Consider the following 25,835-nt stretch of genomic DNA (forward strand, 5'->3'; position numbering starts at 1 on the left):
TCCTGTGAATTACTGGCAAACCGCAGAGACCAGTCTGACCGGATTGGTGCCGCTGACGGCAGGCAGGCGGAACGGCGCGCGGCAGCTTTTCTCCACCCCCTCTTCCTGCCATTTCACCTCGATAACACCCTGAGCGGGTACACCATTCAGATAAAGTTCGCCTTTTTCAGCGACGATACCGCTCGTGCTGCCCTCTTTACCCTCAGCGTCGCGGGCAATCTGACCTGCCGCGCCAAATGGCGGGAAGGCATCCTGCCAGGTTAGCGTGAACAGCACCCGGTTACCCACATGGGTGGCATAGTCTGCCATCACAATCGCTCCGCGGGTCGGGATGGCCGTTTGCCCATCCAGTTCCACATCAACGTTGTCAGGCAGCGTGTCAGTTGCCAGTTCGATAGCGTTTTCATGGTAAGGCGAAAGAGAAGGCACAATCGCATAGCCGCGACTATCGGTGACCACATTGCTGCTGCTCTGAATGCCCACATCGGCCGTATCCGGCACACGAACGATCGCGAAGGTATCGCCCAGCGGCTGGCTCAGCGTAATGCCGTGTGCATGCGCGACGATGCCGCCCGACAGACCATAGTTAAACTGCGTGCTGTGCCGATCGTGACTGACTCCGGCACTGACGCTGCCGCGACTGCCGCGATAATCCAGCGAGCCGTTGCTGTTCACATTCTGTCCCTGGCTGTCGTGGCCCTGCTGCAGGTTGTAGTGCAGGTTATTGTCCTGCAACGCGCTGCCCGACAGGCTGACCTGCTGCGAGACATCCCCATCGTTGCTGGCATTCATGCTGTAGCTGACGGAGCTGTCTGGCAGCAGCGCGCTGAAGGGAATGGAGACATTAAAAGAGACAGCGCGGTCAGCCTTTCGGGCGCTGGTCGAGTCGGTGTAAAACCAGGCGACGCCCCAGGAAATGGCTTTGTAATTGCTGTAAAAGCCCAGATGCAGGGTGCGATCTTCACTATTTGATCGCCAGTAGCGCTGCACATAGGCAGAAGCGCTAAGGCTGCCATAATCACCCATCCCCTGCGAGATCGAAATCTCCGAGCGACTGCGCTTGTTAGCCACGTAGCTTGCCGGGCTGGTCATCGCGTTGGCTTCGCTGAAGGCATAGAAGCCGCTGGAGGAGTAGCGATAGCTTGCCATGCTGAAGGTGGTATTCGTCGAGGCGAAATTTTTCTGATACTGTGCGCGGACTGACTGACCACTGCTACTCTGACCCTCCGGTAAGCGGGTTTTGGCTACCGTCACATCGGTTCCCAGCGAACCAAAATCGCCCAGACTTTTACCCAGACCGATCGCTACAGCGTGATAATTCTGCGCCATCTGAACACCACCAAAGGCGGTAAAGTCATGCGGCAGTCCGTAAAACAGCGTGGATTGCACAAACTCAGGCGAACGCAGATTGTTACTGCCTGAGTAATGATAACGACCGCCGCTGACGCTGTACTTCAGATGCCCCTCACGCAGCATAAAGGGCACCGCAGAATAAGGCTGGGTGAAGGTACGCACCGACCCATCGCTTTCATGGATAGTGATGTCGAGGTCACCGCTCTGCGCAGTGGGATAGAGATCTTTGATTTCAAATGCACCCGGTGCGACCACGGTTTCATAAATCACGTAGCCATGCTGACTCACCGTTACCCGTGCGTTGCTGTGGGCGATGCCGTGGATCACCGGGGCAAAGCCGCGCTGGCTCTCAGGAAGCATGGTGTCATCAGACATAATCTGTGCACCGCGAAACTGCACGCTGTCAAAAACATCGCCGGAGGTGTAGGTATCCCCTACCCTGAACTGGCTTTTCAGTGTCTTAAGATCCCGCTCCAGATAGGTGGTCTGGGATTGCCAGTGGCTGACCAGATCGTAGCGCCAGGTGGCCGTGTTACGCAGTCGCCATGCGCCAAAATTGGCTCCGCTGCGCAGGCTGAGCAGCGTTGAATTCCACCGGTCGCTCTCATTACGACTGCTGCTTCCAGTGAGGTTATAGTTTACAAAAGCAGCCGATACGCCCTCATCCCAGCTCGCAGGATCGACATAATCGCGATCTTTCACCAGCAGTGCGATCTGTGGAATCGAGAGGTTTAACTGCTGGTGTGCAAAATCAAAGTCGGCCGCAGCATCGGGTATGAATTCACTCAACTCGTCAATGGTCTCACCGTTCTTTAAGCGGCTGAAGGCGGAAAAGCCATCAACGTTGACGCCCATTGCGGAAAGCTCTGCAACCGTCAGTTGCGGAACCAGCCCGTTTCTGCCCTGCACAAAAGTCACATCGCGGCTATCAATCACCCGGTTGTTGAGCAACAGCGTGACATGATAGGTACCCGGTTGCTGGCCGCCTTCACGGGCGAAATAGTGAAGATCGGCGGCGTTATGCTGATCGGATGAAAATTCCAGCGCCGCAGGATTAAAGTAGTCATCCGCGCGGGCACCACGCAGCGGGCAGAACATGAGCAGCATCAGACCCGGAACGCCTGCAAGCCAGGGAGAGGCATAAAACGATTTCGCGTGCCTTTTCTTGCCTGTCTCAGCCTGTGGAGTGACTTTCACTGTTAGTGCCCCGGATTCAAATCAAAAAAACAGTTAGCGCGTACGTTGTTCGGTGATGCCGCCGTAATCGTTAATCGCAGACCAGGTCACTGCGCCGGAATCGGCGACGGTCCACTGACGATCCTCACCCGGGCCAATCATGCCTGGGTCCTGAATTGTGTGATGATTAACGCTGAGCGAATAAAAAGAGACAAAGTAAGGGGTTGGGTTATGCGCAATAAGCTGCCTGCCTTCATGGCGAAACGAGAGTTGTTGCCAGGCGTCAGCCGGATTTCCCGCCAGGCCTTTAGGCCGGTAAAAAAGCTTAAATTTCGATTTGATATTAACCTGCAGCTGATTACTTTTATCGCGTGGCGCAGGCGAAATAGATTTAACATTCAGCCAGAACACGGATTCACGATCTTTCGGCAGCGGCATTCCCAGATAATTTATTCTTAGCAGATTCTCTTTTCCCGCATCGAGACGGAACAGCGGTGGCGTAACAATAAAAGGCACCCGAGCCGGGTTGTCTGAATGATAATTCTCGATCCAGGATTCAATCAGGTAGGGAATATTTTTATCCTGATTAGTGACCGATAGCGTTGCCTCCTTTTTTCCTTCCGAAAAAATAACACGTGTCCCTCCCATCACAACACCTGCATGAGCAGCCATGCTCAGTATACACGCAGAGAAAAGCGAAATAAGTCTTATTACCTTTAACATAGTCATTTACGCCGTTGGTATTTGAGAGGGAAGCAGGGTTGCCCCTGCTTTTAATCAGTTATAAACCATCACAAAATTTGAAACTGAGTTGGCAGGACCGACTGCAATTTCAGCACCATCACTTTTATAATCGGCAAAGAAATTGAGATCAGCAGAGCCGCCTTTTGTGTTCTCTACGAGGCTGACCGGTTTAGAGATGGCACCGATAGCAATTGGCGTGCTGCGGTCAGCTTCGTAAAGTTTGATGCCCACGCCGGTTGCGCCACCGTCGGCTACTTTCAGCAGCGTATTGTCACCGGTATCTTTATCACCATCGAACAGCACAGCTACGGTATTAACCGATGAAGGGCAATCCTTAACAGAAATAGTGAATGGTGTTTCCGTGGTTTCGCTGCGGCTCTCGAAATAGGATTTCGCCCACTTACCTAAATCAACGGTCTGGCTTTTACTGGCAGTAGAAACGTCACAGGAAACATCGGTAATTTCACCGGTAAATTTCACTTCGCCACCTGCACCCTGAGTGCCGGCTGACGCTCCCGGATTTGTATTCATCGGTGAGGGGCCATCTGTTGCTGCTGCTAATGCCGATCCGGAAATCATAAGGCCAGCCAGTGCCACTGGCAGAATACGTTTTCTGATATTCATCAAACCTGTCTCTTTTCAATACATGCAAAGTGACTGGAATCAGCCACCTGATGGATAGATATGCATTTATACAATGCGCCAACATAACAACCCGGTGTTTATTATGTTGCCAGCATATTAATGACGCATAACTATATAAAAGATAAACAGACGATTTCATTGTCCCTACAGGAAATATAACGACCCCTTTTATTGTTCTGGATCAAACTGTGACAATTTAAGAAAAGTATTAACTGAACTTTTTACTGCACTCATCAGATATTATATTCACTTCTGTAGCGCATTCTATTTACATTGAAAAAATACAGATTCCAGAATGAGAATATACTTAAAGATTAATCACAATAAAGTCATGGATGGACGTCCTGAATAGTAGCCCGCCACGATCATTACGAGGCTCAGATCCCTGCTCCAAAACTAACCTGAGATGAATGTCTGGCTCGCCCGTCGCCGGTCTTGAAAACTCAAAGCCGATCATGATCCATCGGCGTGCGAAAAGCGTGACGTGCGGCAACCATCAACTGACTGGCTGTTACGGTGGTGGGAAGTCGAAGCAGAATTTTACTCGCCTGCCAGTAACAGAGCACCATGACCTCATCCTCCTCTTTTTCAGCCAGCTCATGCAGCCGGGCACGCAGTGATAACACGTCAATACTCTGCTGATCATCCAGCATGTCAGAGATTGTCTTGTTAATGACGCGATGGAGAATTTTCCAGGTAAGATCGGTATGCAAAATTAACCTCTTCTAACGCTTATCGGCCCCAGGCAGACGATTAGCATGCAGTTAACAGAACTGGCGTTCTCATTCGGGCGAGCTAATTCTGCAGCTAACTATAGCTGCTCGCAAGCGACGTTGCAGGGCCAGCAGTTGAGAATGCCAAAGCCGATAATTCTAACGATTAATGGCTCTGGCTGTCGCCTGTTACGCGCGTCTCAGCTGCTGACTGCTGTTTTTTGTAACAATTACGGCTGATTCTCAACTGGCTGATGTGATGCGGATTTGCCAGGGTAATGACACTTCCCGTTCCGTTTACCCTTAAGGAGTTTTTGATGAGTCAGCATGCTGATGTCCTGATCTGGGGCCACGGTCCCGCAATCTTTGAAATCTTTCTGGAACCCACCTGCCCTTTTTCGGTACGCGCGTTCAATAAATTCGACGCGTTACTGGCGCACGTGGGTGAAGAGAAGATGACCCTGAAGATTCGCCTGCAATCACAGCCGTGGCACCTCTACTCCGGCGTGATTGTGCGTTATATCCTTGCCGCCGCCAGCGACAGTAAAGAGGCGGCGAAGACGGTGATGCAGGCCGTCGCCGATCATCGCGAAGAGTTTGAGTTTACCGATCACTGTTCCGGCCCGAATCGCGATGCGACGCCGAACCAGATTCTGGCCCGCCTGAAAGAGTACAGCGGCGTGGATGCCAGCGCCGCATTTGATCAGCCCGATCTGCAGAATGCGATTAAATGGCACTGCAAATATGCCCGCCAGAATGGTATCCATGTTTCACCCACCTTTATGGTGAACGGTCTGGTGCAACCTGACATCAGCAGCGGTGACGACATTGAACACTGGGCGAGCTTTCTGATGCGTTAGTTTTTGTGCGCGGCCGTAGCTGGCCGCGCCAGACTCTATCTCTCCTCTGCAATCCCGCACGCACGCAAACCCAATTTCCTGAAAATTAAGCCTGTTTTCCCATGAGCAGGCCGGGTAAGCTGTAGCGCTATCAGCAGCATTTACACCGCTGCACCATCATCTTAACGGCGACGCTGACCTGCATTTATGCCGGTCAGACGCTTATTTTATTAAGGATTTTCGGATGTCGATGACGCTGGAACAACTGCAGGACAAATATCCGGGTGCCTTCACAGATGCATTCGGTGATTCCCCGGAATTAGCCAGCGAGCTGGCGACGCTGATTATTGCCGGAAAGAAAGTTGCAAGCTGCGGTTCGTTGCAGAGCTGGCAGGATCAGGAAGTCCTGCCACAGCCGGGCGGCTACACCATTGTTCTGAACGGCGAAAAACGGCCCGTCTGCGTGATCCGCACCACCGGACTGTTCCTGACGCGTTTTGACCGCGTCACGCCAGAGATGGCGATGCTGGAGGGTGAAGGCGATCTCAGCCTCGACCACTGGCGGCAGGAGCATCAGCGCTACTTTGAACGTGAAGGCTATTTCCATAAGGAAATGGAGCTGATTTTCGAGACGTTCCAGCTGGTCGAGGTTGTATAGACCGGCAGGCTACAGCGTGTTTGCCGCCATCAGCGCCATCCGCGTGATCCCCCGTGCGGCAAGGTTCTCTGCCGCCTGAGCTGCACGCATGCCACTGGCACACACCAGCACCACGCGCCGATCGGACGGCGGCTGCCAGGACGCTATCTGCGGCGGCAGAATGCGTAGCACCCGTTCGGCCACACTGACCGGCGCTTCTTCGGGACTGCGCAGTTCCACAATGCAATCGTCCTCACTGAGCATCGGCTTATCGATAAACGGGATACCCGGCGCGTCGGATTCAGGCGCGTCATCAAAGCGGAATTGCCTGACGTGCCAGTCCACAAAGTCGCAGTGGATCATGCAGCCGAGCGGCGACGGCGTCAGTTTCAGTAACACGCTCAGCACCATCTGCGCCTGCATCGCGCCCAGCGTCGCCACCGCAGGCCCCATCACGCCAGCCGTGTTGCAGTTACCCGAAGCCATCGGCAGCTGAGGAAACAGCGCACGATAACCGGGCGCACCGCCGCAGAATCCACCGACGTAACCTTTACGACCCAGCACCGAGGCGCAGATCAGCGGCAGACCACGTGGAGAGCAGGCGTCGGAGAGTTGATAGGTGATGGCGAAGTTATCCGCCGCATCTACCACCAGATCGATTCCCTCCAGGGCCTGCGGCAGCTGACTGGCACTGAGCGGGTATGAATGCGCCTCGACATGGCAGTCAGGATTTCGCTGCGCCAGCGCGCGCTGCGCGCAGATTGCTTTCGGCTGACCCACATCGTCGACATTAAACAACGTCTGCCGGTGGAGGTTATGCAGCTCGACCCGATCGCCATCGTAAAGACGAATAAACCCGACGCCCGCGCCTGCCAGTAACGGCAGCAGCGTCGCGCTAAGGCCGCCCGCGCCCACTACCAGCACACGTGCCCCGCTCAGCCACTGCTGTCCCGCTGCGCCAATCTCCGGCAACATAGTCTGTCGCTGATAACGCTCCATTGCCGCTCCTTAAAACTCTGCCAGACCGAAAATGGGCGTAGAGGCAGACGCCATGTCGCGCTGCTCCATCAATCCCGCATGAAACGCCTCGTGCCCGCCGTGAATCGCGGCCGCAAATGCCCCGGCCATGCGCACCGGATCGCGCGCTTTTGCCACCGCCGTGTTAAGCAGCACGCCATCAAAACCCATCTCCATCGCCTGCGACGCCTGGCCTGGCGCACCGATGCCCGCATCAATAATCAGCGGCACATCTTTAAACCACGCACGCATGGCGCGCAGCCCTTCGATGTTGCGCAGCCCCTGGCCGGAACCAATTGGCGCGCCCCAGGGCATCAGCACTTCACAACCCGCTTCCAGCAGCTTCTCGCCGACAATCAGATCTTCGGTGGTGTAGGGAAAAACCTGGAAGCCGTCAGCGCAGAGGATCCGGGCGGCTTCAACCAGCGCAAAGGGATCGGGCTGCAGCGTGTCGGCATGACCAATGACTTCCAGCTTGATCCACGGCGTATCGAACAGTTCACGCGCCATCTGCGCCGTCGTCACTGCCTCTTTCACCGTATGGCAGCCCGCGGTATTCGGCAGAATGCGTTTGTTGAGCTGTTGCAGCAGCGTGCGAAAGGCACCGCCTTCACTGCCTTCACGACGCAGGCTGACGGTAATAATCTCCGCACCTGATGCGTCGATCGCCTGATGCAGAATGTCGGGTGACGGATATCCGGCGGTGCCAAGCAGAAAACGGGATTGCGGAATGAATTGATAGAACATGGTTAACCTCCCTGCATCGGTGACAGGATTTCCAGCTGGCTGCCCGCTTCAAGCTGCTGGCTGGCATAACGGCTGCGCGGCACAAACTCACCATTCAGTGCGGTGGCGACGGTGCGCGGGTCGATCTGCTGCTCCGCCATAAGCTCTGCCAGCGTGCCAGCATCGGTTTCAATCGTGCGACCATTAAGTTGAACTCGCATGAGTCATCTCCTGTGTGAGTTGCAGCATGAGTTTTTCAGCCATGATCGGCGCCAGCAAAAAGCCGTGGCGGTAAAGCCCATTGAGTGAGAAACGGCCATTTTCATAGCGGACTTCCGGCAGGTTCTGTCGGTAGGCGGGACGCAGACCGGTGCCGCTCTCCACAATGCGCGCTTCAGCCAGCGCCGGATGCAGACTGTAAGCCGCGCTCAGCAACTCCATCATCGCCCTGGCGCTGATCGGGCTGCTGTCGTGACTTTCGACCATGGTGGCTCCGAGCATGAAGTGGCCTCCGGCACGCGGCACCAGATAGCAGGGAAAGCGCGGATGCAGCAGACGGACCGGACGGGAGAGCTGAACGTCATGCGTGTGCAGGATCAGCATTTCGCCCCGAACGGCGCGCAGAGCGGGCTGCTGATCAAGAGCGTGGATGCCGCGGCAGTCGATGATTTTGCCGCCGGGTTTGCCGCTGTGAATGGGTACGCCAGCCTCCTGCAGTGTGATGCGCAGTTGCTGCAGTGCGCGGCGCGGATCAAGATGCGTCTCTGCAGCAAAGAACAGGCCACGCGCAAAGCGATTTTCCAGCGCCGGTTCGATGTCACCGGGCGCGACCCACTGATGCTGCTGCGTCATGCTGGCGAAGCGCGTCAGTTCGCGGCTATCACGCGGCGGCGCAACCACCAGCGTGCCCTGCTTCTCCACGCCGTCGACGCGTTTCGCCCACCATCCGGCAGCGTGCTGGCCCCATTCGATGACCTGGGGCGGCGCGCTTTCTGCTTCGCACCAGGGCGCAAGCATGCCCCCCGCCCAGTGCGAGGCGGCACGACAGTCAGGCTGCGTAATGACTTCAACGGCTTCTCCCCGTTCCAGCAGTAGCGTGGCGACACACAGCCCGGCAACGCCGCTGCCGAGCACCGACCAGCGGCTCATGGTGTCCACCGGAGAGGAAGAGAGTGATTAAGAATGAGATGTTTCACTTTGGCCTCGTTATCGGTTAACGAAGACCCGTGATACAGAGGGAATAGGCAAAGACGTCGCGAACACGCGCCTGCGGCAAGTATCGGATGCGATACCCGTCTTCCTACGCCAGTATCAACTGGGTCAGGTTCTAAGGGTCGCTAAGCCGCGCACTGCGCTATTAGCCTCTCAGTCTCTCTGGCGAGACTCCCCTGACGGCTTTAGTTGTAAGTTAAGCGGGCAGCTTCGTCAAGCCGCGTGCGTGAAGACAAGTCAGAAATCCGGGGGATAGGTGCAGGCGTTCACTGTAAGTGCAAAGACTCAGCATTCGCAGATGAGATAACAGAGAAGTGCTGAAACGGCAGGCGCCCTAAAGCGCCTGCAGCGATTGTGTCACCACGTCGGTTATTTCACGAATACGTGGTTCAGCGCGGCGATAATAGGTCCACTTCCCGACTTTACTGGCTTCAACCAGTCCCGCATTGTGCAGAGCTTTCATACATAACGAAGTAGCGGGCTGTGATAAGCCCGCCTTGTCCTGGATGAGGGTGGCACAGACGCCATACTGAGCGAAGGGATAGAGCTGAGAATAGCCCGCAAACGCTTCGTCAGGATTTTTAAGCCACTTCAGCACTGCCACCCGGGTTGGGTTGGACAGTAACTTCAGGGCATTTTCGGGGGACATGCCGCCTCACATAAGATCAGGATTGAAAAACAGGATAGTCAGTATAGCCTTTCTCAGTGCCGCCATACAGCGAGGCGTGATCAACGGGATTCAGCGGATGACCTGCTTTAATACGTGCCGGCAAATCGGGATTCGCAATAAACGAGCGGCCAAAACCCGCCAGATCGCCCCAGCCTTTATCCAGCATACGCTGTGCTTTTTCCGCCGTGTAGCGACCAGAATAGATGATCGGAGAGCGGAATGTTTCACGCAGCGCAACCCGGAAACTCTCTGGCATATCCGGGCTATTATCCCAGTCCGCTTCGGCAATAGAGAGATAGCCAACTTCCAGCTCATTCAGCAGCTGCGCGGCGTGGATATAGGTCGCATGGGGATCGCGTTCAACCAGGCCAAGATAGACGCGCTCTTCGTCGGTACTCGAAAACAATGGCGCAAACCGCACGCCAACACGGTGGCTGCCAAATACCGCGCTGACCGCCTCAACAACTTCACGCAGGAAGCGCAGACGATTATCTGCTGAGCCGCCATATTCATCCGTGCGGAAGTTAGTGTGCTCCGAAATAAACTGGTTAATCAGATAACCGTTGGCAGAATGCAGTTCCACACCGTCAAAACCCGCCTCTTTTGCATTTTCTGCCGCACGTCGGTAAAGCGCCACGATCTCTTTTACTTCCGCGTTGGTCAGTGCCCGTGGTTCGCTGGGTGCAGTTAATATCCCCGCACCGGGTCCGGTTTCGATAAACACCCGGACGTTATCGGCGGCGATGGCTGAAGGGGCGACCGGTGCCTGTTTACCCGGCTGAAGTTCATTGTGAGAGACGCGACCAACGTGCCAGAGCTGGCAGAAAATCGTAGCGCCTTCCTGATGTACCGCCTCTGTGACCTTTTTCCAGCCGGCGATCTGGGCGTCGCTGTGGATCCCCGGCGTCCATGCATAACCCTGCCCGCGAGGTTCAATCTGGGTGCCTTCGGTGATCATCAGTCCCGCGCTGGCACGCTGACGGTAATACTCCACCATCAACTCGCCGGGAATATTGCCCGGCTGCTCACTGCGGCATCGCGTCAGTGGCGGCAATACAATGCGGTTACGAAGCGTGAGATCGCCCAGGTTCAGGGGGGTAAACAGTGACGGCATGACAAAAATTCCTCTGATGTGTAAGAGGCGCCATTATATTTACACATTTAAATTTGTAAATGTGTAATGAGTACTTTTTGTTTCAAGCCGGGTTTATGAGAGTGTTTCATCTGACTAAAGTGTCCCATCGTAGTAATCCTGCAGACGCGGCTCTCAGACTGGCCTTTATTGCCACGAGAGAGCCGTCAGCCGCAGGATCATCACTGTTTAAGCGATGTATTTATCAGCGAACGTCTGCCACTGCTGGCGATAAACCTCCAGCTGTTTAAGGGCGTCATCGATTGAGGGTTGTGCTTTGTTGCCGGGATTCGGCGTGGAACGAATCACATCGGCAAACACGCTGAAGATGGCGTTCATGTCACTACCCGATTTTGTCGCTTCGAACATTCTGGTCAGCTCATTCTGTGGCCGCGCGGTGCCGCTCTTTACCTGGTTAAGATAATCACGTGCATCCGCAACGATTTCACGGGTGCCATATTGATGCGCGATATCCAGCATCTGCTGTGCGCCCAGCAGCGTGCGCTCTTCGCGGAATGCCACTTTACTGTCGGTCATCTCATCAACAATGCCTGTCGCCTGCTCCCGCTTGTCCTCCGGAACATATTTCTCAATAAGTTTGTGCAGTTTCACCTGCGTTAACGTTATTGCCATCGCTTCAGAGGTATCGCTGTTATCGTATTGATTTTGCCCCACCTGTCCTTCAGCGAGCACCTGATGAAGTGCGCCCGCAAACTCATCCATACTGGCCTGGGTGTTATCTGTCGTCATGTCCACCAGGGGCCGGAATGTCCTTGCATCCCAGTTAGTGTAGGGATCATTGAAAAGCGCATAGCCAAGGTTAAACGTGGGTCCCTGATTAGCGGATCGACTTGCCAGCAGACCTTTCAGATTTACAACCTGCTGTTCAGCGGAGACAGGTTCAGCAACGACCTGCATCAGGCGGTCTCTTGCCGCCTGAGAGATGATAACTACAGAGTCGGGAAGCGTTTTTCTAGTAATAGATTCGGTGTTGACGCCTGAAGATGGTTTGCTTGCGCCGGAAGCAGCATAGCTATTTGCCACGCCGTCTGTAAGTCCATTGATTAACACCATAATGCCCTCTACGGTTTGATTAATTGAGTAATTAATCGGCAGGATGTAACAAATCTTTACCGTAAAAAATACAATCCGTGAGGTGGATAGGCTTCTTTGAAAATCAGATCATCAGATACGCTTTGACATGACTATGATTCATAATGCCTTCAGAAGCCCTTATTTGCGCCTCCCGCAAGTCAACATATTCCAGTTGAGATTTAAACCTTGCAAGTTGCATAGAAAAGCATCATGTCAGCAGGCCGTTATTCATTAAAGGCGGGGCAAATTCAAAGGAAATATAGTGAATAGTGCACTTACTTTAGAGGCGCTCGGACCACGCATTTGTATTATGGGTCCTTCAAACAGCGGTAAATCTACCTTAGCTGAGGCTATTTCCCGCAAAACGAATTTACCTGTTGTTCATCTTGATCAACTTCACCATCTTCCGAACAGTCAATGGATTCCAAGAGCACCGGAAGCATTTCGCGATTTGCATGCAGATGCAGTGAGTCAGGAAAAATGGGTGATGGAGGGGAATTATACAAAGTGTATTGAGGAACGATTTGCTCATGCCACGGGATTGATTCTTCTGGATGTAAAAGTGACCGTGGCACTGCTGCGTTATATTCGCAGGTGTTATTCATCGACACCGCGAATAGGTGGGCTCGGGATGAGCAGAGAGTCCGTAACCCTGGCGATGCTGAAATATATTATCCGTACTGCCCCGCAGAATCGTAAGTACCATCAGACGCTTTACGACCAGGTCAGCTTGCCAAAAGTTCTGCTTGATTCTCCGCACAAGATTAAAGCCTGTTCTGGATACTGGGGCTTAAAGTTAAAAAATAAGTAACCTACACCGCTGCGATTAATCAACGAGCTTCAGGTTCGTCAGCAGTGCATCCAGCGACGCTACTGGCCCCGCATGATTAGTCTCTGAACGGGTATGGTCCCACGGCATAGCGTCATCGGTACAATAATCTCCTATGCAGTGCATCGCGACTGCGGTATTCAGTAAGCCGATCGGAAGCCAGATGTAAGGCCGCTCGCGCAACCGGTTTGGAACGGCAGAACCACAGGTGGCGCAAAAGTCAGTGCGATAACCTGTCGGTTTACGCCACGACGCGATCTTGCTTTCGCCTGCTATCCAGGCAAAATCACGCTCTTTTATCAGCGTTGCCAGGTTATAACCGGTTCCGGTCTGCTTTCTGCACAGAGAGCAGTGACAACGATAATAGAGCGTGGGGGTAACCGAAATCTCAAAAACAACGGTTTCACACAGACATGAGCCTTTCATTTTTAGCCTTTTGAATCAGGATCCTGGGTTGGGCTATCGGAGTTGCATCGCAAGCTGCCGTTTCGACTCATCACCTGTTCGTTCCGGGTGATGAGTCAAAACGGATGAAGCTCCGCCATCATTAGACGTAATTAATTGCGGCTGAAGACCAGTTTCAATCCTGCCAGCGCAAAGCAACAGGCTAACAGTACATCCAGCCCGCGACGAATGCGGCGGTAAAAAGCGCTCATTACAGCCGTCGAGAACAGCAAAGCATAGCCACCGAATACAACCATACAGATCGCCGCACAGCCGCAGATGATCATCGGTAACGTCGAGGCGACCGCATCCGGTTTAAGGGCAAATGACATAATCGCCACCCAGGTCAGAATCGCTTTGGGGTTGCCGATATGCATCAGGATACCCTGACGGAACAGGCTGCCATAGGCGATCCGGGCATCGCTGGTTTTAAATTCACTGGCTTCCGTGCGGCGTAACGCAGATTTCCCGGCTTTAAACGCCAGCCAGAGCAGATATAATCCGCCGCCAATTTTTAACGCAATCAGCAGTTGAGCAAAGGTTGTCAGCACGGTCAGCACACCGCAGGCTGCCAGCAGCGCCCAGATCATTGAACCACTCACGACACCCGCAGCCAGCGCCAGCGCGGCACCTCTGCCCTTTTTCATCGCTGTCCCCATTATCGCCATATTGCTCGGTCCAGGGCTGGCCGTAGCGACAAAATAGGTCGTGAAAATCAGGATTAACTCGTGTGAAAGCGCCATATTTTCCTCTGCGATGCGGGGTTATCAATATGTTATATCCGCTGGCAAAGAAATTTACTATTCATTCACATATTGCAGGTTTTACGAATGAGGCTTAATAAAAAACGGCAGGCAGCAGGTATGGCGGCGATGGGCTGTCCTTACAGAGTGGCAGGTGCGCGTTAATGGCTACTCAGGCGTCGCTTTCCGCGAATGCTGGAGCAACATCGATCAGCCTGACATCACCCACAATCAGTGACCCAATCAAATAATGGTCACGTCCTGTCAATCAGGGTCACTGACGTTAAGGGGGCAAACTATGCCGATGCCGATCTCCTGAGCATTCACAAATGCACTGTGCCTGCCGCCCAAAAAATGCAAGGCGTCCAGGAACCGCTCTCTTTCCCCTCCTCCCCTGATATCACCCCTCTTCAGTTGCCATGACCCTTTTAACAACCCCTTCACGATGACATATCTTGCTCTGTTCATGACAAAAATTCCGCCATTTGTGACCATTGACTTATTTGGTCACAAGAATGAGAATGCGCAAACTATCCTGTTACCGCTTTAAGGGAACTCATGCTCAGGCTTAAATCCGCCACCCTTGCTGTTTACGTGTTGCCGCTGGCCCTGGTGGCCTGCGGTGAACCCTCCACCCGCGACGATCCCCGTACCCAGGCTCCTCTGGTGCGGACTGCAACCGTGGTAAGCGCGAGAGATCGAACCCACGCTTTTACCGGGGTTGTGGTCGCCCGGATTCAAAGCGATCTCAGTTTCAGAGTACAGGGCAAAATCCTTGAACGTCTGGTGGATACCGGTCAGACGGTTAAACGCGGTCAGCCGCTGATGCGTCTGGATCCGATTGACCTGACGCTGCAGTCTCAGGCTCAGCAACAGGTTGTGGAGGCAGCGCGGGCACGGGCTAAGCAAGCAACGCAGGATGAAGCGCGCTATCGCGGCCTTGTCGCGACGGGTGCCGTGTCGGCATCAGCCTACGACCAGATAAAGGCCGCCGCCGATACATCCAGAGCCGATCTCAAAGCCGCACAGGCCCAGGCCAGCGTCGCGCAGAATGCAACGGGTTATGCGGTGCTGCTGGCCGACGCCGATGGCGTTGTCGTGGATACGCTGGCAGAACCGGGTCAGGTGGTCAGTGCCGGACAGGCCGTTATCCGCCTCGCCAGAGTCGGTCAGCGCGAGGCCATTGTGCAATTACCAGAGACGCTCAGGCCTGCGCCGGACAGCGATGCTCAGGCTACGCTTTATGGCTCCGGCGATAAACAGGTGCCCGCCAGATTACGCCTGCTATCCGATGCCGCTGATCCGGTGACGCGAACCTTTGAAGCGAGATATGTCCTGCAAGGTTCACTGGCTAATGCACCGCTCGGCTCGACCGTCACGCTTAACATCGCGGAAAACGCCAGCAAAGCTTCGGTCATGAACGTGCCCTTAGCCGCGCTCTACGATCCGGGGAAAGGGCTGGGCGTCTGGGGCATTTCAGGTCAGCCCACAACCGTCTCATGGCGACCGGTGCAGGTGATCAACCTTGGGGATGACAATGCCGGCGTTGTCGGAAACCTCAAGCCGGGTGAGCAGGTCGTTGCGCTTGGCGCGCACCTGCTTCATGAGGGTGAAAAAGTGCGCACGGCACCGCAAGGCAACGAGCGCAGCGCGGGGAGTCATCCATGAGCAAGGAACGTTTCAATCTCTCGGCGCTGGCTGTGCGCGAGCGCTCGATTACCCTCTTCCTGATCATTCTGATTACTGTCGCCGGTATCCTGTCGTTCTTCGAACTGGGGCGAGCGGAAGACCCGCCTTTTACCGTCAAGCAGATGACCCTTATCACAGCCTGGCCGGGTGCTACAGCGCAGGAGATGCAGGATCAGGTTGCTGAGCCGCTGGAGAAGCGGCTGCAGGAGCTTAAGTGGTACGACCGCAGTGAGACCTATACCCGTCCGGGTCTGGCGTTTACCATGCTGTCATTGCAGGACAGCACGCCGCCTTCACAGGTACAGGAAGAGTTCTATCAGGCGCGCAAGAAAGTCGGTGATGCAGCCAGCAGCCTGCCCGCGGGCGTCATCGGACCGATGGTTAATGACGAGTTCTCTGATGTGACTTTTGCCTTATTTGCGCTTAAGGCCAAAGGTGAGCCGCAGCGTCTGCTGGCAAGGGATGCTGAATCCCTGCGCCAGCAGCTTCTGCATGTGCCCGGCGTTAAAAAGGTCAACATTATTGGTGAGCAGAGTGAGCGAATTTTTATCTCGTTCTCTCATGACAGGCTGGCCACGCTCGGCATTTCCCCCCAGGATATCTTTTCTGCCCTGAACAGTCAGAACGTGCTGACCCCGGCCGGTTCGATAGATGCCAGCGGCCCCCAGATCTTTATCCGTCTTGATGGCGCCTTCGACACCCTGGAGAAGATTCGCCAGACGCCTGTCGTGGCCGGAGGCAGAACACTTCGCCTTTCAGACGTCGCGACGGTGGAGCGAGGCTATGAAGATCCGGCGACCTTTATCGTGCGTAATCAGGGCGAACCGGCGCTGTTGTTAGGCGTCGTTATGCGTGATGGCTGGAATGGTCTTGATCTCGGTAAGGCACTGGACGAGGAAACGGCCAGAATTAATGACGGCATGCCGCTGGGTATGACGCTGACGAAAGTCACCGATCAGGCTATCAATATCAGTTCAGCCGTAGACGAATTCATGATCAAGTTTTTTGTCGCCCTGCTGGTGGTCATGGTGGTCTGCTTTGTCAGTATGGGCTGGCGGGTAGGTGTGGTGGTCGCCGCAGCCGTGCCACTGACGCTGGCTATCGTGTTTGTTGTGATGGAGGCTTCCGGCAAGAATTTCGATCGCATCACGCTGGGTTCGCTGATCCTTGCCCTGGGTTTGCTGGTCGATGACGCCATCATCGCGATTGAAATGATGGTGGTCAAAATGGAAGAAGGCTATGACCGCATCAAAGCTTCTGCCTATGCCTGGAGTCATACGGCGGCACCGATGCTGGCGGGAACGCTGGTTACCGCTGTGGGCTTTATGCCCAACGGTTTTGCACAGTCTACCGCCGGTGAGTACACCAGCAATATGTTCTGGATTGTCGGTATCGCCCTGATCGCCTCGTGGATAGTCGCGGTGGTCTTTACGCCTTATCTTGGCGTGAAAATGCTGCCGGAGATCAAAACGGTGGCGGGAGGACATACCGCGATTTATAACACCCGCCATTACAACCGATTCCGTTATATTCTGGGCCGCGTCATTGCAGGTAAATGGCTGGTAGCCGGTTCGGTAGTTGCCCTTTTTACGCTTGCCGTGCTCGGCATGGGGATAGTTAACGCACAATTTTTCCCCACCTCTGACCGCCCGGAAATGCTGGTCGAAGTCCAGATGCCTTATGGCACCGCTATTGAGGAGACCAGCAACGCGACGGCAAAAATCGAAGCCTGGCTGCAGAAGCAGCCGGAGGCAAAAATCGTCACATCGTATATCGGACAAGGGTCACCGCGTTTTTATCTGGCCATGGCTCCCGAGCTGCCCGACCCCTCGTTTGCGAAAATTGTTGTGCTGACGGACAGCCAGGAAGCGCGCGAAGCACTTAAGCAGCGGTTACGCGAAGCGGCAGCTCATGGACTTGCAGCAGAGGCGCGCATCCGCGTGACTCAACTGGTGTTTGGTCCCTACTCGCCCTATCCGGTGGCATATCGCATCATGGGGCCGGATGCCGACACGTTGCGCACCATCGCAGCCGACGTAGAGGCAGTGCTACAGGCCAGTCCGCTGATGAGAACAGTTAATACAGATTGGGGTCCAAAGGTGCCGACGCTGCATTTCACGCTTAATCAGGATCGCCTGCAGGCCGTGGGGCTGACAACGAATGCGGTGGCAGAGCAGCTTCAGTTCCTGCTTTCTGGCGTTCCGATTACCTCAGTGCGTGAAGACATCCGCTCCGTGCAGGTTATGGGACGCGCAGCGGGTAACATCCGCCTCGATCCAGCCAGAATAGCGGGCTTTACCCTGGTCGGTTCCTCAGGTCAGCGTATTCCGCTCTCTCAGATAGGCGACGTTGACGTACGCATGGAAGATCCGATTCTGCGTCGCCGCGATCGCACCCCGACGCTGACGGTGCGCGGTGATATTGCTGAGCATCTGCAGCCGCCGGATGTCTCAAAGCAGATGCTCAACGCGTTGCAGCCCATCATCGATTCACTGCCAGCGGGCTACTGCATTGAACAGGCGGGCTCGATTGAAGAATCTGGTAAAGCGACTAAAGCAATGGCACCGCTGTTCCCGATTATGATCGCCATGACGCTGCTGATTATCATTCTGCAGGTGCGTTCGATGTCGGCGATGGTGATGGTCTTTCTGACGTCGCCTCTGGGACTAGTTGGTGTGGTGCCGACGCTACTTCTCTTTAACCAGCCGTTTGGCATCAATGCACTGGTTGGACTGATAGCGCTATCGGGCATCCTGATGCGTAACACGCTCATCCTGATAGGGCAGATTCACCATAATGAACATGAAGGACTCTCGCCTTTTGATGCGGTGGTGGAAGCAACGGTACAACGTGCGCGTCCGGTGCTGCTGACGGCAATGGCTGCCATTCTGGCCTTCATTCCGCTGACGCACTCCGTATTCTGGGGAACGCTGGCCTATACCCTGATTGGCGGTACGTTAGGCGGTACCCTGATTACGCTGGTATTCCTGCCGGCAATGTACGCGATCTGGTTCAGAATCCGCCCGGATCAACCCCGCTCCGCTGACGAAACGCTGAGCTGAACGCAATCCGCAATGGGCGTGATCGCAGACCAGGTGATTCACGCCCGACAGCATAGCGGATTACGTTACTGAGGTTTCAGAACAGGAAATTTGATCGTGATTTAAAAGGAGTGTGATGAAGAACCTACAGAAAAGGATAGCGGGACAGATAAAGCAAAAGTAAGGGCAGCTCAGTCCGGCTTCCAGGCATCTGAAGTCGGACTGAGGCTGCTCAGGGAAAGATTATTTTCCCAGAATTTCTCTGCGGACAATCTCGGCACCCGCACTCAACGCATGCAGTTTGCCATTGGCAACCTGACGCGGCAGAGGAATCATGCCGCAGTTGGTTGAAGGATAGAGATTTTCAGCATCCACGAACTGCAGCGCTTTGCGCAGGGTGTTTGCGACTGCTTCCGGCGTCTCAATCTCATGAGTCGCCACGTCGATAGCACCGACCATGACTTTTTTACCGCGAATCAGCTCGATCAGATCCATCGGCACGCGCGAGTTCTGGCACTCCAGTGAAACGATGTCGATAGCCGAACGCTGCAGTTTCGGGAAGACTTCTTCGTACTGACGCCACTCTGTGCCCAGCGTTTTCTTCCAGTCGGTATTCGCTTTAATGCCGTAGCCGTAGCAGATGTGAACGGCGGTTTCACACTTCAGCCCTTCGATGGCTCGCTCTAACGCGGCGATACCCCAGTCATTCACTTCATCGAAGAAGACGTTAAAGGCTGGTTCGTCGAACTGAATAATATCAACGCCCGCGGCTTCTAACTCTTTCGCTTCCTGGTTGAGGATTTTTGCAAATTCCCAGGCCAGCTTTTCACGACTTTTATAGTGATTGTCATAGAGGGTATCGATCATCGTCATCGGACCCGGCAACGCCCACTTAATAGGACGATCGGTCAGCTTGCGCAGGATTTTTGCATCTTCAACAAACACCGGCTTCTGACGTGAGACTTCACCCACCACGGTCGGCACGCTGGCGTCATAACGATTACGGATGCGGACCACTTCACGCTTCTCAAAATCCACGCCGCTGAGATGTTCAATAAACGTCGTCACAAAGTGCTGACGGGTCTGCTCACCATCACTGACGATATCAATGCCGGCGCGAACCTGGTCGTCCAGACAGAGACGCAGTGCATCTCTTTTACCGTCAACTAACTCTTCATCCTGCAGTTTCCAGGGTGACCAGAGCACCTCTGGCTGCGCGATCCAGGACGGTTTAGGCAGGCTGCCCGCAGTGGATGTCGGTAATAAAGTTTTCATAGCAGGTGACCTTTTGTTTTTAATTAATCAAAGAACGAATTCAGCAGACCATTGTGCGAGAAGTGTCTGATTCGGCTTGATGAAATGCGCCTCAGTAAACTTACCCTGCTCAACGGCCAGACGGCTGCGCTCTTCGCGATCGTAAACGATGCGGGTTAATGAATAATCCTGATGCTGCAGCGTTGGCTGATAGCACTGTCCGGCTGCAGAATTCGCGTTGTAAATTTCCGGGCGATAGATCTTCTGGAACGTTTCCATGGTGCTGATCGTGCTGATCAGCTCAAGATTGGTGTAATCGCTGAGCAGGTCGCCGTGGAAGTAGAAGGCCAGCGGCGCAACACTGCCCTGCGGCATAAAGAAACGCACTTTCAGGCCCATTTTTCCAAAATAAAAATCAGTCAGCGAAGGCGCATCCTGCTGGTATTCGATGCCCAGCACCGGATGCATATTACCGATGCGCACATAGGTATTTTTGCTCGACACACTCAGGCAGATGACCGGAGACTTATTGAAGTTTTCTTTATAGGCCGCTGAGTTGACGAAGCTTTTAAAAATGTTGCCGTGCAGCTGGCCGAAATCATCCGGCAGACTGAATTCAGTCTGGCCTTTATTGTGCTCTGTCAGCACCACGCTGAAATCATAATCACGCACGTAGGATGAGAAGTTATTGCCGACAATCCCCTCGAAACGTTCACCGGTTTTGTGATCGACGATATGGGTTTTCAGAATCTCAATCGCCGGGAACGATTCGTCGTTGCTGCCTGGACGAAGATTCAGCTCAGCAGAAATAATCTCAAGTTCGACAGCGTAACGGTCGCTTTTTGGGTTATCCCAGTGCGCCAGCGCGTTGAACCGGTTGTCGATCATCGCCAGCGCGTTATGCAGGTTTTCCTGGCGTTTTTCGCCACGCGCCAGATTCGCGAAGTTAGTCGTCGCCCGCGTATTTTTCGAAGGGTTATAGTTTTCGTCGAAACGAATGCGCTTGAGGGTAAAGGCTAAGTTGTTCATCGCTATCGGGTATCCTGGTCGCTGATATGATTTGTTGCTTCAGGGTTATGCAGCTTTGCTATCCCTTAACACGCCGTCATATGACTCAAAGTTATTAACAATTCTTACTTTATGCCTCAACATCCGGTTGAAAAAAAGTGATTAAATTTCAACGAACATGAAGTAAATTCATGTTGAGTCGGGAAAGTGGGGGGGTTTTCATGAGGCCAGCGTGCCTTCAAACATCTGACGTTAAATCAGGATCTTTAAAGGCGTACCGGAAGCAAATAATTATGATAAATATCAATAAATTAAAATCACCCCACCACAGCGGCGGGGCTTTTGACGGTTTAGTACTCAGACACGCCAGACATCATTTTATTCACCTTAACGGAAATCAATCGATTCCAGCCTGTAAAAAATTGCTGCTCTGTACGAGCACGGCGCTGACATGGGATCACCAGTGCCCTGCACATCTGCTAAATCTTGTAAAAATTATCGCATGTCACTTTATGCGCGCCTGATTTAACCGAAAGCCGGCTGGCCGCTTCTTTCATCAGTTTCCCCAGTCCGCTTTCACACTTCGCCTGCGTCAGACGTGACGATGGCCCGGTCAGTGCCAGCGCAGCGAGCAGCCTGTCACCTTCCCCAAACACCGGTACGGAAAATGCCGCAATGTGCGGATCGCGCATCCCGGAGGTAAACAGCGGTAGTTCAGGTACAGCCTCAAACAGGGGTTCGTTCTTTCCCCAGTAGCGAAGCACCTGTCCGATGGCAGAGTTATCCAGCGGCAGAAAGGTGCCGGGCAGACGCGTTTCACGCAGTCCTTCAGAAGGCTCAGCTCTGAACAGACAGAGTCGCTGATCGTTTTCTATCACATACCATGAGGCGCTTTCGCCCGTCGCGGTCGCCAGAGCGTGAAGCTCAGGCTGAACAATGCTGGCCAGATGAAAGGATTGCTCATAGAGCTTGCCCAGATAGAGCAGCCTCGGCCCCAGGGTATAGACGCCATTGTCGCGGCGAATCACATAATTCATGCGCTCAAGTGAGTTCATCAGGCGATAGACCGTCGTTTTGTGGTAACCCGACAGCTGCGCCAGCGCGGTAAGCGTCAGCGACTCCTCGCCAGGTTTAAAACAATCCAGCAGCGCCAGCGCTTTTTCTACGGCAATTACGCCTTCATTCCCCATTCGTACGTCCTCCTGTATGCGACGGCAGGCAGTTTACCGCGCAATTTGTGATTCACATCGTATTTACATCACAAATGAGTGCTTAACACTGGTGCGATGCGAATTAACATCGATATAGTAGTTTTATATTGTACAACTAAGTTGTACCTGGTAAAACGAAAGAGGAATGATCTATGCCACATGCAGAGAATACCTTCATCAATCGCGACATTATCCGTGTCGCACCAGAACTTGTTAAACAGGCGGCTCAGTTTCAGGCTGCAATACTGGCTGATGTCGCCGGTCGACGCGGAACGCTGCATGGTCGCGTCAAACCGGTTGCCTCCACGATGAAAGTCGCTGGTCCCGCTATCACCGTCGAGGTGCGGCCAGGCGATAATCTGGCGATCCATGCCGCACTGGCTATCGCCCAGCCAGGCGACGTGATTGTGGTTGATGGCAAAGGCGATATCAGCTGTGCCTTAATCGGAGAGATTATGTCGACCCAGGCTGAAGCCTCCGGCATCGCGGGGATCATCATCGATGGCGCGGTGCGTGACGCCGATGCACTGAGCGCGAACGGCTTCCCGGTGTTTGCCGCGGGCCTGAATCCCTGCGGCCCGACCAAGTCTGTTGCGGGACGGGTCAACTATCCGGTTTCTGTCGCGGGTGCTGCCATTCAGCCGGGCGACCTGGTCATCGGTGATATTGATGGCGTAGTGATTCTGCCGCGTGAAGAGATCCCTGCTCTGCTCGAGCTGGCGCAGAAAAAACTGGATTTCGAGACCGGGCGTATTGCGGCCATTCGTGATGGCGACCTTCGCGCGCCGTGGCTGGAGAAAGCCCTTCTTACCGCTGGCATGCTTTCGAATGGGGAGACGCTCTGATGACAACCCAGCTTCCCGTCATTCTGGTCACGGCCAGCGATCTGGCTCCGCAGGCGGTCAGCCTGCTGAACGCGTTCAGCCTGGTTTATGCAGGTAAACAGCCCGACGAAGATACCCTGTTCAGACTCTGCCAGCAGCATAATCCGGTGGCGATAATTGTCCGTTACGGAAAAATTAATGCCCGCATCATGGATGCTGCGCCTGCCCTGCGCGTGATTTCCAAACACGGCAGCGGCATTGACGTTATCGATCAACAGGCAGCCGCGGCACGCGATATCCGCGTTCAGTCTGCGCCGGGTGCCAACGCAGCCGCTGTAGCCGAGCATACCTGGGCGATGATTTTAGCCTGTGCGAAATCCGTGATAACGTTGGATCAGCGCATGCGTCAGGGGCACTGGGACAAATCCACCCATAAATCTGTGGAGCTGGAAGGCAGAACGCTGGGTCTGGTGGGGCTTGGTGCAATTGGTGGTCGCGTTGCCCGCATTGGGCGGGCGTTTGGCATGAAGGTGCTCGCCTATGATCCTTTTGCAAAGACCTTTCCTGATGAGTGTGAGTCCGCTTCACTTGACGACCTGCTGCAGCAGGCGGACATCATTTCTCTGCACTGTCCGCTGACCGAACAGACCCGCCAGATGATCAATGCAGAGAAACTGGCGTTGTTTAAAAAAGGCGCCATTCTGGTAAATACGGCACGCGGCGGTCTTATTGATGACGATGCGCTTTTAGCGGCGCTGAATGATGGCACCGTCGCCTGGGCCGCACTAGACAGTTTCCCCACTGAACCTCTGACGGCGCCGCATATCTGGCAGCATGTTGAAAATGTGATTCTGTCGCCACACATTGGCGGCGTCAGTGACAACTCCTACGTGAAGATGGGTACGGTGGCGGCCAGTAATATTCTGAACGTTCTGGAGTCCGTGAAAAACGAAAGTGCGGTATCCTGAGCCATCTCTGTAGCCGGCTGGATAAGATTTATCGCTATTCAGTCGGCATTTTTATGGGTTTGAGTCTCTGCAATCACTAAAGGCGCTGAAGAGGCTATCATCGAGGCACGTGGGTTATGAATAATGCGTGTCTGCTTTTAGTAAGCAGCTGAAGTCAGACTGATGAGAAAGGCTTTCTCATTGTTTAAATCATCACATCCGTTCTGAGCCTCATATTCCTGAAGGCAGGCGTGCGAAATGCATTTTCATGCTGTCGGTCAGCTCAAAAATGCAATCGAGATGCCTGCATTTTTTCACGACCTGACTGCTTAAATGTGAATTGCCGCAACTGCTGAAAAACTCAGTCATTCGTTTCACATCAAACAGCTCATCCTGTTCAGCAAGCAGAATTGTGACCGGAAAAGAGAGCTTTTTTAGTTGCCCTGAAGGATTTTTTGGTGTCAGAGCATTTGCCATGTTTACGCTGTACACCCCAACAAAATCAGGTCTTAAGCGAATAACCTCACTGGGGAAATTAAGCCTCACACCAGCGCGATGCCCTCCTGTAAAATCCGCACTCAGTGCGTTAAAGATAAAAGCCCAGCGGTTAACTGACGCAAAAGGAGTAGACAACTTCTTGTGTAAAGCTTGCGGTGTAAAAGGCCCCAGTTCAGGCGACAGCAGGAGCAGACTGTCAACTTTTCGCGATAAGACATGTCGGGTAAAGTAATTAATCAGCATGCCGCCCCCGCTGGAGTGGCCGAGCACGTGAATCCGCGCATTCTTGTAAATGTTGCGGGCATAATCAATGATAGTATCCACATCCTGCCATATTTGTTCAGGGCTTAATGCATCTCCTCTGAGTCCACCTGAACGACCGTGTCCGCGAATATCTGTGAGACACACGCAGACGGATAAAGCGCAGCTCAGTTGCCGTGCAGGAATATCGTAACCTGCATCAGAATTGACTCCACCACCGTGGTATACGATCAGGACTTCATTTACCCATTTTTCAGGCTCGTAAATCCTGATATATAACCCGTTGACGTCAACTTCGCGGACTTTTTCCGGATGAGGTGTTAAGTCGTCGAGCTGCTAGTAGCGCTCACTGAAGTGCATGAAGTCAATCACGTCACAAATTCCTTTTTTAATGAGTTCCACAGGCTGAGAGTCTGAATCATTTAGCATGCCCTGATTTTATGGCACGTGACAGTTTTAACGAAAATGCCTGTTGAAACTGAGAGTTAGCTATCAAATTCGATCCTGCCGCGAGCCATTCACTCTGGGCAGGCTAATCTCAGTACGGGTCACTGCCGGGAATAACGATAAAAGGATGCCACATCCAGATGAAAAACAATAAACCGCCTCATGAGGGATAACTATCAGAGCCTGAATTATTTTCCTCGTTAACGAGTCATGGTTTTTAAGCATGATATTAAGTTACGCTTAATTTAGCTGGTGAGCCAACGCAGTATGAATTTGATGGAAACGTCGATGGCCGCATTAAGGATGAATACCTGTAAGAAAATAGGTCCAGAGATATTTTTCATGTGCGGAAAATAGTGAATAATTGTCAGCAGGCTGATAATTTTTGCAGAGCCGGGTGATCTCAGAATCGCCGAAAGCGTTCTTAAAACCTGGCAAATTATATAAACTGAAAATCAGAAGTTAAAAATTCTATATTACCAACTGATCATTACTTATAATATCGCTGGCAGGTTAACCGCTGAAGTGCTTTAAGGCAGACTGACTGCATTGGCTATCAAATGAACAGCAATGTTGCTCGCTCAATGCGTAATTTTACATTCATTATTTGACTGGATTAACTGAACAGGAAATTTTGCCCCTTAAAAAATCAAGGGGCAATAAATTAATGATGGTTATTT

24 protein-coding genes and 1 riboswitch are annotated in these 25,835 nt (G+C 53.5%); of the genes, 7 read left to right on the forward strand and 17 right to left on the reverse strand.

Going from position 1 to position 25,835, the window contains the following annotated elements; translation table 11 throughout:
• Window positions 1-9 precede the first annotated feature (9 nt).
• The 4 genes from AC6I8C_RS20770 to AC6I8C_RS20785 all read right to left on the reverse strand — a co-directional run bounded on the left by AC6I8C_RS20770 (window position 10) and on the right by AC6I8C_RS20785 (window position 4,631).
• On the reverse strand, window positions 10-2,460 hold the full coding sequence (locus AC6I8C_RS20770) for a fimbria/pilus outer membrane usher protein (RefSeq protein WP_497823670.1): 2,451 nt from the start codon (window positions 2,458-2,460) through the stop codon (window positions 10-12).
• 123 nt (window positions 2,461-2,583) lie between these two features.
• Window positions 2,584-3,252 carry a fimbrial biogenesis chaperone gene (locus AC6I8C_RS20775; RefSeq protein ID WP_497823671.1) on the reverse strand — a complete coding sequence of 223 codons (669 nt, stop codon included), beginning with the start codon at window positions 3,250-3,252 and terminating at the stop codon, window positions 2,584-2,586.
• A 54-nt stretch (window positions 3,253-3,306) separates the two neighbouring features.
• On the reverse strand, window positions 3,307-3,897 hold the full coding sequence (locus tag AC6I8C_RS20780; protein ID WP_497823672.1) for a fimbrial protein: 591 nt from the start codon (window positions 3,895-3,897) through the stop codon (window positions 3,307-3,309).
• A 464-nt stretch (window positions 3,898-4,361) separates the two neighbouring features.
• Window positions 4,362-4,631, reverse strand: coding sequence for a hypothetical protein (locus AC6I8C_RS20785; protein WP_150015387.1), 270 nt, complete (start codon window positions 4,629-4,631; stop codon window positions 4,362-4,364).
• 317 nt (window positions 4,632-4,948) lie between these two features.
• Here AC6I8C_RS20785 and AC6I8C_RS20790 point away from each other — a divergent pair, with 317 nt between their 5' ends.
• Entirely contained in the window at window positions 4,949-5,491 is a 543-nt protein-coding gene (locus AC6I8C_RS20790) for a DsbA family protein (RefSeq protein ID WP_497823673.1), read from the forward strand.
• 223 nt (window positions 5,492-5,714) lie between these two features.
• Window positions 5,715-6,128, forward strand: a complete 414-nt coding sequence (locus AC6I8C_RS20795; RefSeq protein ID WP_497823674.1) for an ASCH domain-containing protein — start codon at window positions 5,715-5,717, stop codon at window positions 6,126-6,128.
• Window positions 6,129-6,137: 9 nt separating this feature from the next.
• On the opposite strand, the gene AC6I8C_RS20800 is transcribed toward AC6I8C_RS20795, so the two are convergent.
• The 7 genes from AC6I8C_RS20800 to AC6I8C_RS20830 form a co-directional block, all read right to left on the reverse strand.
• Window positions 6,138-7,106 carry a ThiF family adenylyltransferase gene (locus tag AC6I8C_RS20800; RefSeq protein WP_497823675.1) on the reverse strand — a complete coding sequence of 323 codons (969 nt, stop codon included), beginning with the start codon at window positions 7,104-7,106 and terminating at the stop codon, window positions 6,138-6,140.
• Between the two features lie 9 nt (window positions 7,107-7,115).
• A complete protein-coding gene (locus AC6I8C_RS20805) occupies window positions 7,116-7,871 on the reverse strand; it encodes a thiazole synthase (protein WP_497823676.1) in 756 nt (251 codons plus the stop codon).
• A gap of 2 nt (window positions 7,872-7,873) precedes the next feature.
• Window positions 7,874-8,071: a sulfur carrier protein ThiS gene (gene thiS / locus AC6I8C_RS20810; protein ID WP_497823677.1), complete on the reverse strand. Its 198-nt coding sequence runs from the start codon at window positions 8,069-8,071 to the stop codon at window positions 7,874-7,876.
• Complete coding sequence (locus tag AC6I8C_RS20815) at window positions 8,055-8,999, reverse strand: FAD-dependent oxidoreductase (RefSeq protein ID WP_497823678.1); 945 nt, start codon at window positions 8,997-8,999, stop codon at window positions 8,055-8,057. Before AC6I8C_RS20815 ends, thiS begins: the two co-directional genes overlap by 17 nt.
• A gap of 131 nt (window positions 9,000-9,130) precedes the next feature.
• Window positions 9,131-9,250, reverse strand: a riboswitch (TPP riboswitch).
• Window positions 9,251-9,396: 146 nt separating this feature from the next.
• Window positions 9,397-9,711 carry an ArsR/SmtB family transcription factor gene (locus AC6I8C_RS20820; RefSeq protein ID WP_497823679.1) on the reverse strand — a complete coding sequence of 105 codons (315 nt, stop codon included), beginning with the start codon at window positions 9,709-9,711 and terminating at the stop codon, window positions 9,397-9,399.
• Window positions 9,712-9,727: 16 nt separating this feature from the next.
• Window positions 9,728-10,846 (reverse strand): alkene reductase, encoded by a 1,119-nt coding sequence (locus tag AC6I8C_RS20825; RefSeq protein WP_497823680.1) that lies wholly within the window; start codon window positions 10,844-10,846, stop codon window positions 9,728-9,730.
• 207 nt (window positions 10,847-11,053) lie between these two features.
• Window positions 11,054-11,782 (reverse strand): hypothetical protein, encoded by a 729-nt coding sequence (locus tag AC6I8C_RS20830; RefSeq protein ID WP_497823681.1) that lies wholly within the window; start codon window positions 11,780-11,782, stop codon window positions 11,054-11,056.
• A gap of 439 nt (window positions 11,783-12,221) precedes the next feature.
• Between AC6I8C_RS20830 and AC6I8C_RS20835 the strand changes: the two genes are divergently transcribed.
• Window positions 12,222-12,770, forward strand: a complete 549-nt coding sequence (locus AC6I8C_RS20835; RefSeq protein ID WP_497823682.1) for a P-loop NTPase family protein — start codon at window positions 12,222-12,224, stop codon at window positions 12,768-12,770.
• Window positions 12,771-12,785: 15 nt separating this feature from the next.
• Here the strand turns inward: AC6I8C_RS20835 and AC6I8C_RS20840 are convergent, their stop codons facing one another.
• Entirely contained in the window at window positions 12,786-13,214 is a 429-nt protein-coding gene (locus tag AC6I8C_RS20840; protein WP_497823683.1) for a GFA family protein, read from the reverse strand.
• A gap of 131 nt (window positions 13,215-13,345) precedes the next feature.
• Window positions 13,346-13,975: a LysE family translocator gene (locus AC6I8C_RS20845; protein WP_497823684.1), complete on the reverse strand. Its 630-nt coding sequence runs from the start codon at window positions 13,973-13,975 to the stop codon at window positions 13,346-13,348.
• Window positions 13,976-14,533: 558 nt separating this feature from the next.
• Between AC6I8C_RS20845 and AC6I8C_RS20850 the strand changes: the two genes are divergently transcribed.
• The gene (locus tag AC6I8C_RS20850; RefSeq protein ID WP_497823685.1) at window positions 14,534-15,643 is read left to right on the forward strand and encodes an efflux RND transporter periplasmic adaptor subunit; all 1,110 of its coding nucleotides are present in this window, start codon (window positions 14,534-14,536) and stop codon (window positions 15,641-15,643) included.
• On the forward strand, window positions 15,640-18,726 hold the full coding sequence (locus tag AC6I8C_RS20855) for an efflux RND transporter permease subunit (RefSeq protein WP_497823686.1): 3,087 nt from the start codon (window positions 15,640-15,642) through the stop codon (window positions 18,724-18,726). Before AC6I8C_RS20850 ends, AC6I8C_RS20855 begins: the two co-directional genes overlap by 4 nt.
• 222 nt (window positions 18,727-18,948) lie before the next feature.
• On the opposite strand, the gene AC6I8C_RS20860 is transcribed toward AC6I8C_RS20855, so the two are convergent.
• The 3 genes from AC6I8C_RS20860 to AC6I8C_RS20870 all read right to left on the reverse strand — a co-directional run bounded on the left by AC6I8C_RS20860 (window position 18,949) and on the right by AC6I8C_RS20870 (window position 22,157).
• Window positions 18,949-19,980, reverse strand: coding sequence for a methionine synthase (locus AC6I8C_RS20860; RefSeq protein WP_033735535.1), 1,032 nt, complete (start codon window positions 19,978-19,980; stop codon window positions 18,949-18,951).
• A gap of 27 nt (window positions 19,981-20,007) precedes the next feature.
• Window positions 20,008-20,988, reverse strand: a complete 981-nt coding sequence (locus AC6I8C_RS20865; RefSeq protein ID WP_497823687.1) for a DUF1852 domain-containing protein — start codon at window positions 20,986-20,988, stop codon at window positions 20,008-20,010.
• A 458-nt stretch (window positions 20,989-21,446) separates the two neighbouring features.
• A complete protein-coding gene (locus AC6I8C_RS20870) occupies window positions 21,447-22,157 on the reverse strand; it encodes an IclR family transcriptional regulator (protein WP_013196119.1) in 711 nt (236 codons plus the stop codon).
• 173 nt (window positions 22,158-22,330) lie between these two features.
• Between AC6I8C_RS20870 and AC6I8C_RS20875 the strand changes: the two genes are divergently transcribed.
• Together AC6I8C_RS20875 and AC6I8C_RS20880 are read left to right on the forward strand one after the other, a co-directional pair.
• Window positions 22,331-23,023: an RraA family protein gene (locus AC6I8C_RS20875; RefSeq protein WP_497823688.1), complete on the forward strand. Its 693-nt coding sequence runs from the start codon at window positions 22,331-22,333 to the stop codon at window positions 23,021-23,023.
• On the forward strand, window positions 23,023-23,970 hold the full coding sequence (locus AC6I8C_RS20880; protein WP_497823689.1) for a hydroxyacid dehydrogenase: 948 nt from the start codon (window positions 23,023-23,025) through the stop codon (window positions 23,968-23,970). The genes AC6I8C_RS20875 and AC6I8C_RS20880 overlap by 1 nt, the downstream gene beginning before the upstream one ends.
• Window positions 23,971-24,180: 210 nt before the next feature.
• Here the strand turns inward: AC6I8C_RS20880 and AC6I8C_RS20885 are convergent, their stop codons facing one another.
• Window positions 24,181-24,981, reverse strand: coding sequence for an alpha/beta hydrolase (locus tag AC6I8C_RS20885; protein ID WP_497823767.1), 801 nt, complete (start codon window positions 24,979-24,981; stop codon window positions 24,181-24,183).
• Window positions 24,982-25,835: the final 854 nt, after the last annotated feature.

The organism is Pantoea sp. X-Soil-YNGN-844, from assembly GCF_059730595.1.

Excerpts from the sequence above, each read along its gene's own strand:
- AC6I8C_RS20855 (WP_497823686.1), top strand. The coding sequence starts at position 15,640 with ATGAGCAAGGAACGTTTCAATCTCTCGGCGCTGGCTGTGCGCGAGCGC.
- AC6I8C_RS20880 (WP_497823689.1), top strand. The coding sequence starts at position 23,023 with ATGACAACCCAGCTTCCCGTCATTCTGGTCACGGCCAGCGATCTGGCT.
- AC6I8C_RS20790 (WP_497823673.1), top strand. The coding sequence starts at position 4,949 with ATGAGTCAGCATGCTGATGTCCTGATCTGGGGCCACGGTCCCGCAATC.
- AC6I8C_RS20815 (WP_497823678.1), bottom strand. The coding sequence starts at position 8,999 with ATGAGCCGCTGGTCGGTGCTCGGCAGCGGCGTTGCCGGGCTGTGTGTC.
- AC6I8C_RS20875 (WP_497823688.1), top strand. The coding sequence starts at position 22,331 with ATGCCACATGCAGAGAATACCTTCATCAATCGCGACATTATCCGTGTC.
- AC6I8C_RS20860 (WP_033735535.1), bottom strand. The coding sequence starts at position 19,980 with ATGAAAACTTTATTACCGACATCCACTGCGGGCAGCCTGCCTAAACCG.
- AC6I8C_RS20820 (WP_497823679.1), bottom strand. The coding sequence starts at position 9,711 with ATGTCCCCCGAAAATGCCCTGAAGTTACTGTCCAACCCAACCCGGGTG.
- thiS (WP_497823677.1), bottom strand. The coding sequence starts at position 8,071 with ATGCGAGTTCAACTTAATGGTCGCACGATTGAAACCGATGCTGGCACG.
- AC6I8C_RS20775 (WP_497823671.1), bottom strand. The coding sequence starts at position 3,252 with ATGTTAAAGGTAATAAGACTTATTTCGCTTTTCTCTGCGTGTATACTG.
- AC6I8C_RS20805 (WP_497823676.1), bottom strand. The coding sequence starts at position 7,871 with ATGTTCTATCAATTCATTCCGCAATCCCGTTTTCTGCTTGGCACCGCC.
- AC6I8C_RS20870 (WP_013196119.1), bottom strand. The coding sequence starts at position 22,157 with ATGGGGAATGAAGGCGTAATTGCCGTAGAAAAAGCGCTGGCGCTGCTG.
- AC6I8C_RS20800 (WP_497823675.1), bottom strand. The coding sequence starts at position 7,106 with ATGGAGCGTTATCAGCGACAGACTATGTTGCCGGAGATTGGCGCAGCG.
- AC6I8C_RS20850 (WP_497823685.1), top strand. The coding sequence starts at position 14,534 with ATGCTCAGGCTTAAATCCGCCACCCTTGCTGTTTACGTGTTGCCGCTG.
- AC6I8C_RS20865 (WP_497823687.1), bottom strand. The coding sequence starts at position 20,988 with ATGAACAACTTAGCCTTTACCCTCAAGCGCATTCGTTTCGACGAAAAC.
- AC6I8C_RS20840 (WP_497823683.1), bottom strand. The coding sequence starts at position 13,214 with ATGAAAGGCTCATGTCTGTGTGAAACCGTTGTTTTTGAGATTTCGGTT.
- AC6I8C_RS20770 (WP_497823670.1), bottom strand. The coding sequence starts at position 2,460 with ATGCTGCTCATGTTCTGCCCGCTGCGTGGTGCCCGCGCGGATGACTAC.
- AC6I8C_RS20825 (WP_497823680.1), bottom strand. The coding sequence starts at position 10,846 with ATGCCGTCACTGTTTACCCCCCTGAACCTGGGCGATCTCACGCTTCGT.
- AC6I8C_RS20845 (WP_497823684.1), bottom strand. The coding sequence starts at position 13,975 with ATGGCGCTTTCACACGAGTTAATCCTGATTTTCACGACCTATTTTGTC.
- AC6I8C_RS20780 (WP_497823672.1), bottom strand. The coding sequence starts at position 3,897 with ATGAATATCAGAAAACGTATTCTGCCAGTGGCACTGGCTGGCCTTATG.
- AC6I8C_RS20795 (WP_497823674.1), top strand. The coding sequence starts at position 5,715 with ATGTCGATGACGCTGGAACAACTGCAGGACAAATATCCGGGTGCCTTC.
- AC6I8C_RS20830 (WP_497823681.1), bottom strand. The coding sequence starts at position 11,782 with ATGCAGGTCGTTGCTGAACCTGTCTCCGCTGAACAGCAGGTTGTAAAT.